General features: G+C 42.5%; 15 protein-coding genes. 3 read left to right on the forward strand and 12 right to left on the reverse strand.

The window, feature by feature from the left end; all coding sequences use genetic code 11:
* Positions 1–2 precede the first annotated feature (2 nt).
* The 11 genes from QUA80_RS13255 to QUA80_RS13305 form a co-directional block, all read right to left on the reverse strand.
* Positions 3–1067: an RAMP superfamily CRISPR-associated protein gene (locus QUA80_RS13255; protein ID WP_333425123.1), complete on the reverse strand. Its 1065-nt coding sequence runs from the start codon at positions 1065–1067 to the stop codon at positions 3–5.
* Complete coding sequence (locus tag QUA80_RS13260) at positions 1064–1540, reverse strand: hypothetical protein (RefSeq protein ID WP_333425125.1); 477 nt, start codon at positions 1538–1540, stop codon at positions 1064–1066. Before QUA80_RS13260 ends, QUA80_RS13255 begins: the two co-directional genes overlap by 4 nt.
* Positions 1537–2505: an RAMP superfamily CRISPR-associated protein gene (locus QUA80_RS13265; RefSeq protein WP_333425127.1), complete on the reverse strand. Its 969-nt coding sequence runs from the start codon at positions 2503–2505 to the stop codon at positions 1537–1539. The genes QUA80_RS13260 and QUA80_RS13265 overlap by 4 nt, the downstream gene beginning before the upstream one ends.
* A 29-nt stretch (positions 2506–2534) precedes the next feature.
* Positions 2535–3155 (reverse strand): hypothetical protein, encoded by a 621-nt coding sequence (locus tag QUA80_RS13270; protein ID WP_333425128.1) that lies wholly within the window; start codon positions 3153–3155, stop codon positions 2535–2537.
* Positions 3156–3183: 28 nt separating this feature from the next.
* Positions 3184–4035, reverse strand: coding sequence for a type III CRISPR-associated RAMP protein Csx7 (gene csx7 / locus QUA80_RS13275; protein ID WP_333425130.1), 852 nt, complete (start codon positions 4033–4035; stop codon positions 3184–3186).
* Between the two features lie 52 nt (positions 4036–4087).
* The gene (locus QUA80_RS13280; RefSeq protein WP_333425132.1) at positions 4088–5257 is read right to left on the reverse strand and encodes a putative CRISPR-associated protein; all 1170 of its coding nucleotides are present in this window, start codon (positions 5255–5257) and stop codon (positions 4088–4090) included.
* Positions 5258–5291: 34 nt separating this feature from the next.
* Positions 5292–5711 (reverse strand): hypothetical protein, encoded by a 420-nt coding sequence (locus QUA80_RS13285; RefSeq protein ID WP_333425134.1) that lies wholly within the window; start codon positions 5709–5711, stop codon positions 5292–5294.
* A complete protein-coding gene (gene csx10 / locus QUA80_RS13290) occupies positions 5708–6955 on the reverse strand; it encodes a type III-D CRISPR-associated RAMP protein Csx10 (protein WP_333425136.1) in 1248 nt (415 codons plus the stop codon). Before csx10 ends, QUA80_RS13285 begins: the two co-directional genes overlap by 4 nt.
* The gene (locus QUA80_RS13295; protein ID WP_333425138.1) at positions 6942–7667 is read right to left on the reverse strand and encodes an RAMP superfamily CRISPR-associated protein; all 726 of its coding nucleotides are present in this window, start codon (positions 7665–7667) and stop codon (positions 6942–6944) included. The genes csx10 and QUA80_RS13295 overlap by 14 nt, the downstream gene beginning before the upstream one ends.
* Positions 7664–9916 (reverse strand): type III-B CRISPR-associated protein Cas10/Cmr2, encoded by a 2253-nt coding sequence (gene cas10 / locus QUA80_RS13300; RefSeq protein WP_333425140.1) that lies wholly within the window; start codon positions 9914–9916, stop codon positions 7664–7666. Before cas10 ends, QUA80_RS13295 begins: the two co-directional genes overlap by 4 nt.
* A 61-nt stretch (positions 9917–9977) precedes the next feature.
* Positions 9978–10184 (reverse strand): hypothetical protein, encoded by a 207-nt coding sequence (locus tag QUA80_RS13305; RefSeq protein ID WP_333425142.1) that lies wholly within the window; start codon positions 10182–10184, stop codon positions 9978–9980.
* 114 nt (positions 10185–10298) lie between these two features.
* Here QUA80_RS13305 and QUA80_RS13310 point away from each other — a divergent pair, with 114 nt between their 5' ends.
* Complete coding sequence (locus tag QUA80_RS13310) at positions 10299–10625, forward strand: MgPME-cyclase complex family protein (protein ID WP_333058829.1); 327 nt, start codon at positions 10299–10301, stop codon at positions 10623–10625.
* Positions 10622–11359: a hypothetical protein gene (locus QUA80_RS13315; protein WP_333425144.1), complete on the forward strand. Its 738-nt coding sequence runs from the start codon at positions 10622–10624 to the stop codon at positions 11357–11359. The genes QUA80_RS13310 and QUA80_RS13315 overlap by 4 nt, the downstream gene beginning before the upstream one ends.
* 191 nt (positions 11360–11550) lie before the next feature.
* Here QUA80_RS13315 and QUA80_RS13320 read toward each other — a convergent pair whose 3' ends face one another.
* Entirely contained in the window at positions 11551–13647 is a 2097-nt protein-coding gene (locus tag QUA80_RS13320) for a tetratricopeptide repeat protein (protein WP_333425146.1), read from the reverse strand.
* A 184-nt stretch (positions 13648–13831) separates the two neighbouring features.
* Between QUA80_RS13320 and QUA80_RS13325 the strand changes: the two genes are divergently transcribed.
* The gene (locus tag QUA80_RS13325) at positions 13832–14059 is read left to right on the forward strand and encodes a hypothetical protein (RefSeq protein ID WP_333425148.1); all 228 of its coding nucleotides are present in this window, start codon (positions 13832–13834) and stop codon (positions 14057–14059) included.
* Positions 14060–14141 lie beyond the last annotated feature (82 nt).

A 14141-nucleotide genomic window follows, 5' to 3' on the forward strand; every position in this document is an offset into this window, starting at 1 on the left:
CTTTAATACATTCCTGTTGGCGGTTCCCGATCGGTCGGATATTTCAACACTTCAGCTAGTTGTTGCAGTTGAGTTGCTTGCACTAAGCTAGAATGAGCAGCTTGAATATTTTTTTGCATAAATTGTTGCAGTTTTGTGCCAGTCATGCTGTCAGATTCTGGAGGATTGTAGGAGGAATAGCGATCGCGCAAATCTCCCTTATTCTGCAAAACCTTTGCTGCTGTTACCTCCACAGTCATTGTTCCCATGCCGATCGGCTTCCCGCCGCCTACCTTGAGGGCGATCGGATACTTTGGATCTTGCCCCAACACAATCAAAAGCGTTCCCAACTCTGCTGCTGTTAAGTTTTTGAATTGTATCTGTGTTTTGAAAGTATACTCTTTAGCCGCTTGCTGAACGGTAATTCCTCGATCTTGACCTTTGTCGATCGCCCGAATTGCGTGATAGTAAAACTTGCGACCCGCTACTTTCCCTCTTCGGTCAAAATATGCCGAACTCGGGTCAGGTCGGGGACGATATAAGGATGGCATAAATCCTGTTGCAAAACCAGTTTTTTCACACTTGGCATCGCTAAACTCAATTAATCCTTGCCAGTCCAAAGCACCAAATACTTGACTGGCCGGGCAAAGTTCGTCTTTCTTTTTGCACGGCAAACGTTCCGGAGGTATTTTATCCCTATACTTTGAAGTAACTACTGCCAAAGTGCTGTTAGTAATTGCTTCGTAAACAGATCGAATGCAGCCTTTTAAAGAACTGCCTTGAATCGATAGTTTTTGGTCAGTTGCTTGCACCATTGTTTTAATCAGGGGAAGGCGACTGCCGATATCGCTACCCATGACCACAACTCCGGTAGAAACGTGCAAAGAAGTCTGAACTTTTAGGGTAAGAAAAAGAGTTCCGTGGATGCGATCGCTCTTATATTTGTCGTGTCCGGCTGGAGGCTGCAAAACAGGACGTTCTGCGGGAAACGAGACAAAAGCATAAGGTTTTGGTATACTTTCATCAGACGGTAAACCCGAACTAGGGCGGTTAGGTGGTTGAGGTGGTCTAGGGTGATTTCCAGTCATTTTTCTGTTCCAACTGTGAGGGCAACAAAATGTACGGTTGCAGTTGCGGCATTTTGAAAATACCGCTGACCCACTGGAATTTTTGTCGGGTCGATATCTTCGTCCTTTTCATCTTTAAAAGTGAAACCTTTGGGAAATCGGGTTTCACCTGCGTTGTAGAAGTAGGCAGAGCGATCGTCCGCTTTCCACTTCCCCGGAATTTCTTCAAATCCTAACTCATTTTTAGGTTCAATACTAAGCAGTAAAACTTCGTAACCCTTTCCCTGTTTTTTCCAGCGCAGTTCAAATTTAGAGTTAAACATTTGCCCTTCAGGACTTGGAAAATCCTTCGCCTCCGGTAGCATTCTCCTAATACCGCTGACTTTGTGCGACCAACAGAGAAAATAATAGCTTTGCTCAACATTTAACTCTTGGCGAGCGAGCAATGCTTGCAAATCTCCAACCCGTTTGTAACTTACAAACCCATCTCTCATGCTGCTGTTCCTCGCGGGAATAACTGACTCCAAGAAGTGACTGCTCTAGCAAACAAATCTTTTACCTGTATGTCTCCCGACCAAGTTAGCTGCACTCCAAAACCTAAATCCATCTTTTCAGCGCCAACAGGAGTTTCTTCTCTATCTACGGATCTATCTACGGAAGGGAAACCGTAAGCTTGTGCTTCAGTTGGTTCGAGAAATTCTCCCGCACCTAATAATGAGGTGTAAGCCCATTGTTTTTGAGTGCCAATAGCGCAAATTTGGTTGCCATCTAAAATACAGCCGGGATATTGCACTGTGGCTGAATTCAATTTTACTATCACCGTCCCCAAACCGCGAGATTTGGCAAAACCTAAACCAAACCAGCCATCATTTAAGTCTCGCAATACTAAACCAATCAAGGCTAATTGTGCGAGGGTGAAATTCTTGAGGTGAATTTTGGTGTGAAATTCTCCAGCGGTGCAGACTTGGTAGTTGAAGGGGCCGACAGCTACGGAACCGAAAACGCGATCGATCGCGACTCCATTGCGTTCTTCAACCTTTGGTTTGGGTTTATCTTTGTCAGGATAAGCGTCTTCTATTCTGACGCGACTGGCTATAGAAGTATTGCCAAACATTTGGTCAGTAAAGCAGGAGAGTTTGTAAATCTCTGATGCTGATTGATCTTTCAAATAGTCATACTTATCATTTAAAGGATCGTTAGCCCAAGGTAAATTTGGTTTTTGCGAGTTATAACGTTCGCTTCCTACAGTTCTAACAATCCTTTCAGCATGAGCGCGAATAGCACCTTTTAAACTGCTTCCCGGTAGATAAATTGACTTCCCTCCTGCATGGTAAGCCTCGACAAATTCCATGTCCGGTTTAGTTGGATCTGCTCCTTCTTTACCGGATTTGATGAGAATTGGGCCGTCGGGAATCAGAGTTAAGTCAATGGTACAGTGGTTGACAAATCGTTTGTGCATAGTTGAGGAGGTCAAAAGATAGTTTAAATTTAAGCCGCTACTAACTCATTTAGCTGAACTTCGCATTGTTGGAAAACATAGTTAACGGCAGCAAATAGTGGATCTAGCTCTTCTATTAAATAGCGGTTAATATTCTTGGTGAAAACCGTTTCTTCTAGTTTGCCAAACTCCCAATCCTTGCCATTGGAAACAATCCCAAAAATTATTACCTGAAGTTCATTATTAAGTCGCTGTGCTGCAAACATTTCAGCTAGGCACTGCGCCCAACCTTCATCGAACTTGTCTTGTTTTGCCTCAACTAATAGAAAATATGGCTTGCCAAACACAAATTTTCCTAAAGGGGAACGTTTAGTCAAAATATATTCAGGAAAACCACAGAGATTCTGGTCATAAGTAAGAGACTTATGGCTCCATAAAATAAACTTAGTATAATAAGATTTCCAGACTTCTTTGATAACTGGATAGATCAAATTTTCACACACAGCAAACTCTGAATTGTCCACAACTGCTTCTCGCATCATAAATGTTAAGTCTTCCCGAAAATAGTCAGGGATACTAAACTCTGTTTCTCCCATGAAATTAGCTTCAGTGTAAGTAATCTGAAACTCTTGGAGAACTTCACCGATATCTTTGTAATTACTGAAGCCCATCTTTACCTCCTGCGTGCAGTATTTAGTTTTACTTTTGAGCTATTTGAGATGGAGATGATTGAGAAATGTTATTGTTCAGGTGATCTATCAGCTTTTGTACCCACTCATCTTTATAATCTGCCGCATCTTCATAAGCCGTTTCATCTCCCATAACTAACTTTTTTAAGTATTGTAACAAAAATTCGGGATGGCCTTCGACATCAATCCAGCGCATCTTATCAATTTCTAGTTTAACCACGCCTAAGCCGCGCGATCGCCCTCCTCCGAGAGGAATTTGTTCTGTCTCAAATTGGTGCAAACCGATCATTAATAAACCCAATTCCCAATCGCGAGCATTTTCAACTACTGCTTTAAAATGAAAAGGAGTACCTGCCGGGACAACTTGGTAATCGTAAAGTTTGCCATCGGCGGCGGTTTCTGTGTCTCTGTCAATGGCTACGCCATCTCGTTCTTGATATTGTCCGAACCACGCATCGGGTTGTACGGTTAAGTCGCGGACTTGAAATTTGCTGGCCATCCAAGGAGTGCCAAATAGACTGCCAATATCGTCGGTTATTTTGATGAGTTCTTGTGTTAGTTCAAAGTCATTGTTTTTGTAATCATTTTTTAAATCTTTGACTTGATTGTTTCTAGTTGAACTTGTGTAGTTAGCCGGATCTTCGGCTCGATGTGGGTCGATACCTCGGAGGAAGCTCTCTAAGCGCGATCGAAGAGCACCTTTAAAGCTCGAACCGGGAATCAAAGGTTGACCCAGAGCATCTTTGATTACGGGTAAATCGGAGCCAATTGGTTCGGTGGAACGTCCGGCACTAATGCGTAATGCGGTTACGGTTGTGAGTGTTCCTGTGATTTCCAGTCGATTTTTGAAAGTGTCAAACATAAACTCACCTAAGTAATTAGTTGGAACTTACTTAAACTATTGATTCAATGAATCAATAAGGATTATTGTTAACGTCTGGTTCCCTACCATAACGATGTAATAACAAGATACCATTCGATGATGTACAGCTTACTCGTATTCCCCGAGATACTCTAAAATGAGCGATATCAATCTTATCACCATTCGCGCTGGTATATGGTTTCTTGTTGGTATATTTGTCATATTGCAATCCGGGATCTTGCTTAAGAATACTGGTGTCGCCACCTGACTTTTGCAAAAGTTGAGAAGTTTTAGCAAGAGTTTCCTGTAATTTTACTTGCTGTTCTCGATTATTTTCAATTGTTTGAAAGTCATCGATAAAACTAGACTTGTAATCTATTTTAGGGAACTTCAACAGCTTTTGTGAAAGCAGTTCTTTTTTACATTGCTCCCAAAGTAGCTGACCCCATGCTGATAGAGTCATTTCTTGTCCATCAACTAAGATCCATTCTTGAGGAACTTCTTTAGCTTCTTCCCAAGATGTAGATATTTGCCCAACATCCATCATTGCTAGTTGAACTTCGTATGGCTTAATCTTTGAAACATCAACCTTTACCGGAAGCTTGGGAATTTTGATTAATTGATTCGACCCTTCAAATACGTAAATAATTTCATCAGCATAAAACATTCCGATTGTATTGAAATAGCCTTGCAAAGCCTTGAATCCACCGACAAGATTAAAGCAAATTGTGTATTTGCTTTTTTGCCATGTTTTAATAGTTTCTTGCATTGAAGGAAATAACTTTGCCATCCCTTCTACAAAAATTTCGCTGCTAGCAGTAGAAAGCCCAGACTGAGCATGAGTGCTGATATTAGTTAATCCCTTGCTCTTTAAAAAAGACTCAACTACTTCAGCCGCGACTCTACCTTGTGCAGTGTCGGTAGTAACTAATAAGTGAGTATCTGGTTGGCCCTGTTCTATTTGCCGATTGTACAAACTATAAATACCATTGAGTTCTGCGCTCGCTTTTCGGATTTTATCGGTATTATCACTGTACAGTTCTTTTTCGGCTCTTTCCTTCAATTCTGAAATAATTTGTTTAATGTCTGGATCGTGTTGGATTTCATTATCGGTATAGTTTGCTGTTTGCTGTAGTCTTTCATAGTAATTGTCATCTGTAGCCGGATCGATCTGGTTAGTCAATACGCTAGTACCAACAGTGGAAATTACGAGTCTAGCCATAATTTTGTCCTCCTAATTAATTGCAATTTCTAGACTAAGATTGACCTTTATTTTTGTAGACTAGATAGCGAGCGCCATAGCCTAAATAGCGACGGGTAAGCTCTATCCAAATCTGATTAAAAAAATCTTCGGCTTTGGCGTTTCGGGCAATATCCTGAGCAGTAGTTTTGATATTTCTGTCAATGTCATGAATAATTTTTTGAGCTAAAGAGTTTGGCCCTCTACCCCACTTTTTATCGCGACCTACTTGATAAAGTAAAAAGTTTTTGATCACTTGCGTGCTTTCAGTTGCGTCAGCAACTCTTACTAAATTCCGAAATTGTGATTCTTCTAAGTCATTGTATGAAATTGTATCTTCTAAGGCAGTTTGAATGTCCGTCACTAACTTATCTTCAGCTCGGCGAATGCCTTGCAGAATTTTGAGTTGTTTTTGTGGATCTAGTGATTCGCTCATACTGCATTCTCCCGAAATACAAGGTGAAACTGGTTGCAAATTTGAATTTGTCCGAAACCTTCGCAGGTGCGATCGCCCAATCCCCTCATTTCCAAATCTCCCAACACGTTATTCCATATCTCCCGTTGAGTTGTGCTGAACAAATAAACCGAGCCTTTGTTGGTTATTAACTCTACATCTTTCATCAATCCCCAAGCCGCATTCCAGCCAGAAAGATAATCGTAACTGCTGTAAGCTGCTTCCAGTTTCAATGATGGATCTTCGACTTTGGCAAATTGCTGCAACATCTTTTCGGATATTACAGTGGTGCGCCGCCAGTTTTCGGTGAGGATGGCGTCAGATTGCAAGTCGAGGGTGAAATATGTACGATCGCCCGATAACTCCTTTAACGGAACGCCAAAAATTTCCCATTTCTGCCAACGGTCTTGTATGGAATTGGTAAAGTTAGTGATTTTTTGCTTTATATCTATTTTAGCACTAACAGGCTGTTTGGTGGTAATTTCAACTTTTCCTAATCCTCTGGAAGTCGAACCGCCCAAGCGGAAGTTCTGATTTCGCCGTTGAATGAAGTTACGCAAAGATTCTGCTAAATCGTCCTCCACGAAAATTGCACATCGATAGCAAACAGGCTGCTGTTTCTTTTCCTGAGATTCGTTCAAAACTTCAACGCTGTAAAGTATCTCTTCCTCTGATGCAGCCCTGCGGCGATTGATGCCGACTCGCGTTAAAAGGTGTTTGTTAGCACTTAGACTGTGATACTTTTTATTGAATTTACCGTAAAAACTAATGCCGACCGCATCGACTCTCCCTCCGTCTTTCGGACAATTCGGATCGTAGGGATATCCATAACCTTCGGCACAAAAGCGATCGATTAAAGTATCGAAAATGCCATTATTTTTTGGTGTAAACCCCGACTTATTTTTAGAACTTAGTGCGGTAGTGGGTAACACTCCATTGTCTTCAAGTCTTGCTTGAGGGATGAGCTTTCCATTGATTACTAATGCTGGATAAGCATTTTGAAAAATTGCTGGGTTTTCGCTCAAAAATAACCTCTGAAAATCGCCGCCATTTTCGGTCAGATTGCTGAATTGATGACCGGATTCGTTTAAGATTTTAGCAGCCACAGCACCCCGAATTACCGTACCGGGAATATAGTCTACAGCTTTGCTAATCGAACCACCCGGTTTCTGACGGGCGAGCGCCAAAGCAGACAAAGCCTTAATTTCCAGTTCAATTCGCTGCATTATTTCCGCCTTTTGCTAAAAAATTCCAATCTTCGTCAGTCGGTTTAAATTCGGGTAATTTGTCCCAATTCAGCCATCCCAAACCGGCCGATTTACTTCCACCTAATGCGTGAATGTGTTTGAAACCAGCCAACATCAAAGGTTGGGCGTAGCTGGGACAATTTGGTAACAGGTGAATTTGACCTTCAAACTTCAGCGAAACATTAGCTGGAGAAGTCTCTAAAAAATAAAGTTTTTTCTCTTCTGCTGTGCGTCTTCGGCGGTTCATTGTGACTCCAGGGCGGATAACTTCGGGTAGGTTGTCTGGCTCTTCCGTGCAAATTAAGTCGTCAAAAATTACCCGGGATGGCAAAACAGGATCGCCGAATATTTGACTTATTAAACAGTGATAAGTCTCATCATATCCTGATACTTCGTATTCCCGGCGCTTAAATTTATCCGGTGCAGTTTCTCTGCGGATTACCATTTTTCCCGGACTAGGAGACTCGCAAATCTCCCAATCCAAACCTCTAGCAATTTTCTCGCATTCGTGGCGGAGGCGACCTTTGATTTGAGAACCCGGAATTAACAGGTTTCCTTCTGCGTTGCGGACGATCGGCTTATCTGCAAGGGAACCGGAGGAACCGCCCGCGCCTACACACAAAGCTGTATCAATTACTGCCGTAAGTGTATAGGTTTCAACTAAATTTGAAAGTTCATTGAGAACAATCATGAGTCTATCTCCATATTTGCTAAGTCTTCTGAAATTGGTTCGGAATCTTCTAATTCGATGAAGTCGTAAATATCTATAATTTCTCGCCAAATTGTTTCATAAACTTTATTCTCTGCATCGTACATCCAAGGTGCAACATTACCAGGATTAGTTTTGGCATTACACCAAGCATCTTCAAATTCTGATTTTAATTCTGCCTTACCTTGTTTCAGTCTGGTTCGGAAATAGCGGTAGTTGAGGATTGCAGTTTGTTTTCCTCGTTCTAAAAAACTGCGAATTTGGTAGAGTTGCGATTTGGGAAATTCAGCTTTCTTTAAAGCTTTGACCGATTCAATTAATCCGCCAATCTCGTGTAAAGTGTAAGGTGCGGCGTATAGTTTTAGTTTTGCTCCTCGATCTAAAGTTAAACCTTCATCGCGGAAGCTTTCAATATTCGATGAGATCGTAGTGACAGATTTCATTACTAAGAAATCAATCGTACCTCCGCAATATCCAGCATCTTTCAATTTCTTTCCAGATATTTTTGCTGACTTAAGTAGCTGATTTGTCAAGTTCTCTGCATAATAAATTGGTGTATCTTCTGCTGCAATCAACACTCCGGATGACATACTTAACTTGCACTGAGAAGGAGTTGCTTTTTGTGGAGAATAGCGGTGTCCCGCGTAAATTAGACTGCTCTTATCCAGTTTATAACCACCTATTCGCAGCAATATGTTTTCAAATTCTTCGCCGATGGTTTTGGCGATCGCCAATGCTCGATCTGCTGGCACAATCAACATCACATCATCGCCGCCGATCGCCAAAATCTCAAAAGGATGAATCCAGCACCCGTTGCGCTGCTTGTTATCTGGATCGGTTAAGTTGTTCAATAGATGGGGTTTGAGATGTTGTGCTAATGCTTTGTAAACAGATTTTTCAGTTGCTTGGAAAATATCTTCACTGAATTTCTTGTACTCTTGGGGAGTTTTAATTTGTTGAATGTAGCCGCCCATATTATTGCCATCTGCATAAATATACGCTACAAAACCTTGACAAGCATTGCCAATCTCTCTGAGCGATCGCGCTTCTTCAGGGTGAGGATAAATGGTATAATAGTCCCTTGCTAGTTGACTGTTTTCTGGCTGGTTTAAATAATCCTCAAATTCGGCTACCCAACTTTTAATTCTAATACCAGTCGGCTGCCAATCAAGACCGAGATTTGTAAACCAAGCCGGTAAATTTTCCTGAAATACCTCTCGTTTAGCTATTTGGCCCGCAATCCTCTTGCGAACTAACGATTCAGATAGCGAGGGATTGCCGGCAAGATCGCTGATTCTGGCGATCGCCGATCGTCGATCGCTCTCATCTCTCCTCAAATAAGGATGTGTTTCAAACATCGGCGGATACCGACGACTGGGGCGATTGGGAAAATTATTGCCACTTCGGCGCTGATTGAATAAAATCGCCAACCTAGTAGTTAATTCGTTAAAACTCTTGCGGTTCTGAAAAATATCAACTTCTTCAGAATCATTTTGGGGATAACCAAAACACGCTTTGACTAATTCTTTTTTAACACGGTCGGATTCAGAATTAGCCTGCCGGTATTTTTCCAACCAGAAAGTATCTTGAATATTATCGGGCAACAATCCTAAGCGAATTTCTAACAGCCTATAAGTCTCCCCAACAGCACAAGAATTTGCCGTTAAAGTCTCATAACTATAACGTTTTTCAATGGCATCAGCTAAGTCATCTACAAATGCAGCAGGACAAAAAGCTAGTATATTGCCACCTTTGTAGTAAACAAGTAGTTCTTTAACTAAAGCTGCTTCTAAAGTGGGAAAGCTTTCTTTTAGCCATTGGGAAACAGAAACAGATTTTTGAGGTTCGCCAAAAAAAGCAGGGAGATCGACTAAATTAATTCGGTCTAGCAAAGCTGATGCGCCGCGAATATCCGGTAGTTTGGCCGCTTCAAACACATATTGCTTGATTTTGGTCGCACCGCCGTAAACTAAACCAATTTTAGATTCCCACAGTACCGGATATTTTTTTGTCAGTTCCGTTAGTTCTTCGAGAGTTTCAGGAAACTCAAGTTTTTCTAGTTCCTGAACCCGATCGACAATTTCCCTCACATCCTCCGGCACTTCCTCCCCAGAATTCAAAGCCCGTCGCATTTCCTGCAACACGCCGATCTCAAATTGAGGTTCGCGTCGATCGCCCCAAGCCAGACACCAAGCAATACCAGTCGCGATCGCACTCCAACAACTTTTCATATGCAAACCACTCCCAATCAGGTTTAACAGCCCCCAGATTGCCTCAATAATTGGTAATTATTCAACCTGCAATTCCATCTAATTTCCTATTGTCACCTAAATTTTCCCGAAAATCACCAGCCCGAAAAATAATCGCCCAAATCCCCAAAAAACTAGCAACTCTCGCAACACTCACAACTCCCCCAACTCTCACCACCAAAGATTTTTCTAAGGCGACTTGCTCTGCATCTACCCAAGATGACAGCAAATAAGGTAAAGTAAACGGCACAAGAGTCTAGAACTCTCCAAAGACCGCAACTCGGCAAACCCGCCCCTGACCGGCAAAACTGGTCGGTACAGGCGGCATTAACCGCAAACCGTCAACCCCTAACAAGCGAGAAAAATGCAAACCTACTACTACGTTTTAGCCAGCCAACGCTTTTTGCTAGAGGAAGAACCCCTAGATGAAGTGTTTAAAGAAAGAACTCGCAACTACAACGAACAAGAAAAACAAATAGACTTCTGGTTGGTCAAACAGCCCGCTTTCCTAGAAGCACCGACAATGGCAGAAGTTAAAGCAAAATGCCCTCAGCCAGCCGCCGCTATTATTTCTACCGATCCTGTCTTCATCACTTGGTTGAAACTGCGATTAGAATATGTACTGACAGGTGAATTTCAAGCACCATCACCAACTATTCCCGATGCCCTTGCATCCCTACAGACAGCATGAACAAAATACCAAAATATCAGACAAAACAACTAACAACAATTAGGGGTAAATTGTACAAATTTATTTTGTCTATTCCCCTATTTTCTGCTACTTGGCTCGCTCTTTTGGTATTGACAATTTTATCGAGTTCTGTTAAAGCTCAGTCGAGCTGCCAACCGCCGCAGTCCGACGAATATCTACTGTTAATTGTCACCAGAACACCCGAACAGCAAGAAAGAGCAAAACGCTCTTTCCCTGGAAATACTAACAACACAGTTTGTCGGTACATCAATGACACGGTGACGCGAGTTGGTGGCTTTCGCGACTCGCAAATCGCCAGCGATTGGGTTAAATACATCGAAGATGTTGTCGGATTGCAAGCTTACGTAGTACGATCGCCCGCAGCGGCACTACCCAAAAATTTGCCAGTCTACAACCCTCAGCCAGCACCGGGTTTTGAACCAATCACCAATTCTCCCAGCGGCAATCTTGCGTTCAATCCCCGACCCCTGGGCCCTGGTTATGCAGTGTTAGTAGATTACTTCAACCAACCGGAATTAGCCGCCCAAGTCAGGCAAGTATTAGGCACGCAAGTAGGCTTAGCTTCCTACGGCCAGCGTCCCTTTTTATTCGTCGCTTATACAACGGATCAAAACGCCGCTACTGCTGCGGTAAAAGCATTGAGCGATCGAGGTTTTTGGCCGATGTTAGTAGACAGCCGCCGTGTTACTTTAATTGCTCCTGCTGTTCGCTAAAAGATAATCTACCCCCACGATCGTTCGGACTTGAAATCGCTACTAAGCCCAGGCGCATTTAAATTTTACAGCCAAATTTGATGAAATTATTGTGGGGAGTAGGGGTTAGGCGTCTCGCCCGCCCGAAAAATACAATGCAAGATGCGGAATAACTTACACAAAGAAAGTCCGCCCACGCAGGTTAATAACAATTATTGTTGTTGTTTGGACTCTAGCAGGCTGCTTCCTAGCTGACTTTCTGCCCGCTTTTTTGCCTCGATTGCGGCTCCGTAATCCGGTTTGTAGCGAATTGCTTTGTCATAGGAGACGATCGCATCTTCGTATCTTTTTACCGCCACCAGTGCATTGCCGTGGCTGTACCAAGCTTCCGAGTAGTCAGGCCTGACATAAACGGCTTCATTGTAAGAGACTAGCGCATCTTCGTACCGCTTTAAATTGTACTGAGCATTGCCTCTATTGTACCACGCTTGATATTCTTTCGGGTTTAAATCTAAGGCTCTGTTATAACACTCAATTGCTTGTTCGTACTTGCGTAATTCGTGGTACGACCAACCTAAATTGTACCATGCTTGATAATAATCAGGTTTTAATTTAACAGCTTTTTCGTAAGCTTCTATCGCTTCTTTATGTCGGCGCATTTTCAGCAAAGCGATGCCTTTGCTGTACCACGATTGATAAAAATTTGGCTGAAACCTCACGGCTTTTTCGTATGCCTCAAAAGCTTCTTGATTTTTGTTTAATTCGAGGAAAACATTGCCTAGGTTGTACCAAGCTTCAAAATTATCGAATTTGATTTCGACTGCTTTTTCATAGGATTCAACGGCTCGATCGTACACTTTCAATTTTTGGTAAGCTTGTCCCCGATTGTACCAAGCACGGTATAAATTGGGCTGAAATTGTACCGCTTTTTCGTAGGAGGCGATCGCTTCTTCGTACCGCTGCGAATCTAAAAGAACATTACCTCTACCTTCCCAAGCGGCGGGATAGTCGGGCTGGATTTTCAAAGCGTTATCAAAAGATGCGATCGCCTCTTGAGACTGTTGCAACTTATCCAAAGCATAACCGCGTCCCGTCCAAGCTTCTAAGTATTCGGGCTTTAATTCTATGGCTCGATCGTAAGCTGCCTGCGATTCTTGGTATTTTTTCAATTCGTACAAAGTTTTAGCTTTTTCCTGCCAAACTTCCGCGTAGTCAGGTCTGAGATTTATTGCTCGCTCATAAGCTGCCAGAGCTTCTTCAAATCGGCTTAAATTGTAAAGAGTATTACCTCGGTTGTACAGGTCAGTTGCATTTGCAGAGTTAAACGTGTTTACACCATAAATTGATGCTATAATACTGATGCCAATTAAACTGGCGACCGACAATATTTTAAAATACAGTTTTTTCCGGGATTTGACTGGCCCCTTCGCAGCAGCAACCGGAGGCAATACAGGCACTGTACCGCTGCAAGAATTTTTTAATTGTTTAATAGCTTGCAGTGTTTCGCCGGCACTAGAATAACGCTGCCGAAAATCGTACCTCACCATCTTATCTAAAATCTTCGCAAATTCAGGACTGACTGATGTTTTGTCCTGCCAAATAATTTCCTCTGTATCGGGATTTTTTGGCATTTGGTGAGGATTTATGCCCGTGAGGAACTGAATTGCGATCGCACCTGCGGCATAGATATCGCTGCTGAGTTTCGGGTTGCCGTGAGCTTGTTCGCTGGGCATATAACCGGGAGTACCGATGCTGACACTCAAGCTATTCTTGGGCTGAGGATTGGTAATTTGAGTAGTAATTTGTTTGACTGCACCGAAGTCAATTAAAACTAACTTGCCATCTCGATCTCTGCGGAGGATATTGCGGGGATTGACATCGCGGTGAATCACATTTTGCTGGTGTACGAAATCTAAAATTTCGAGAAGTTCCTGCAATATACAAATGACTGCATCTTCCTGCATGACTCCTGCTGTGCCCGGAACACCTGACGTAAGTTCTTGACTTAAATCGTGGCCTTCTATAAATTCTTGAACGAGATAAAACTCTTGATTTTCTTCAAAGTAAGCAAAAAGTCGGGGAATGCGATCGTGATTTCCCAACTTGTACAAAACTTGTGCTTCAGTATCGAATAAACGTCTTGCTACCTGTAGAGTTTCCGGATCGGTTGCTTGAGGTTTAAGCTGCTTGACGACGCAGAGGTGATTGCCTGGTAGCTGCTTGTCTTCTGCTAAATAAGTTTGAGCAAATCCGCCGCCTCCCAAGTGACGGATAATGCTGTAGCGAGTACCGAGTGTTATTCCAAGCATGAAATTCACCTAATATTTCCTAGTCTTTCTCCCCTTTCGGAGTAAAACAAGGGTTGGGGAGAGGTTTTGCATTTAATTAAGTGTAACTAATTTGCGATCGCCTTTGTAGCACAAAGTCTGTACACTTACAAGCAAATTCTGCCGACAACTTACAAACATAAACTAGGAATCTTACTCCCTCCCCTTGACAAGGGGAGGGCTGGGGTGGGATATTTCTGGCAATGAAAGTCAAAACTTCGTGCGATCGCAGCTATGCCGCAGGGAATCGCCCATCAATTTATTGAGAATTCTCAAAACTATTCTTCCTCTCCTAAAATACCTGGCAGATCGCGGGCTGCATGGAGTAGTCCAACAATCTCAATACACTCATCGCTTTATACATAAAAAATTAGATGTTTGTCAAATTCCTTGAATGCCAGCCTCCGCCAACGAACCAGACACAAATTGTCAACATTATCGAGTCTACTAATACTAGACCTTTGTGCTAATTGTGA

The sequence above is a fragment of the Microcoleus sp. F4-D5 genome, assembly GCF_036704885.1.
Lineage (GTDB): Bacteria > Cyanobacteriota > Cyanobacteriia > Cyanobacteriales > Microcoleaceae > Microcoleus.

Coding starts and splice junctions, on each gene's coding strand:
- csx7 (WP_333425130.1), bottom strand. CDS start 4,035: ATGTTTGACACTTTCAAAAATCGACTGGAAATCACAGGAACACTCACA.
- QUA80_RS13280 (WP_333425132.1), bottom strand. CDS start 5,257: ATGGCTAGACTCGTAATTTCCACTGTTGGTACTAGCGTATTGACTAAC.
- QUA80_RS13285 (WP_333425134.1), bottom strand. CDS start 5,711: ATGAGCGAATCACTAGATCCACAAAAACAACTCAAAATTCTGCAAGGC.
- QUA80_RS13310 (WP_333058829.1), top strand. CDS start 10,299: ATGCAAACCTACTACTACGTTTTAGCCAGCCAACGCTTTTTGCTAGAG.
- QUA80_RS13315 (WP_333425144.1), top strand. CDS start 10,622: ATGAACAAAATACCAAAATATCAGACAAAACAACTAACAACAATTAGG.
- QUA80_RS13255 (WP_333425123.1), bottom strand. CDS start 1,067: ATGACTGGAAATCACCCTAGACCACCTCAACCACCTAACCGCCCTAGT.
- QUA80_RS13265 (WP_333425127.1), bottom strand. CDS start 2,505: ATGCACAAACGATTTGTCAACCACTGTACCATTGACTTAACTCTGATT.
- QUA80_RS13270 (WP_333425128.1), bottom strand. CDS start 3,155: ATGGGCTTCAGTAATTACAAAGATATCGGTGAAGTTCTCCAAGAGTTT.
- cas10 (WP_333425140.1), bottom strand. CDS start 9,916: ATGAAAAGTTGTTGGAGTGCGATCGCGACTGGTATTGCTTGGTGTCTG.
- csx10 (WP_333425136.1), bottom strand. CDS start 6,955: ATGCAGCGAATTGAACTGGAAATTAAGGCTTTGTCTGCTTTGGCGCTC.
- QUA80_RS13320 (WP_333425146.1), bottom strand. CDS start 13,647: ATGCTTGGAATAACACTCGGTACTCGCTACAGCATTATCCGTCACTTG.
- QUA80_RS13295 (WP_333425138.1), bottom strand. CDS start 7,667: ATGATTGTTCTCAATGAACTTTCAAATTTAGTTGAAACCTATACACTT.
- QUA80_RS13260 (WP_333425125.1), bottom strand. CDS start 1,540: ATGAGAGATGGGTTTGTAAGTTACAAACGGGTTGGAGATTTGCAAGCA.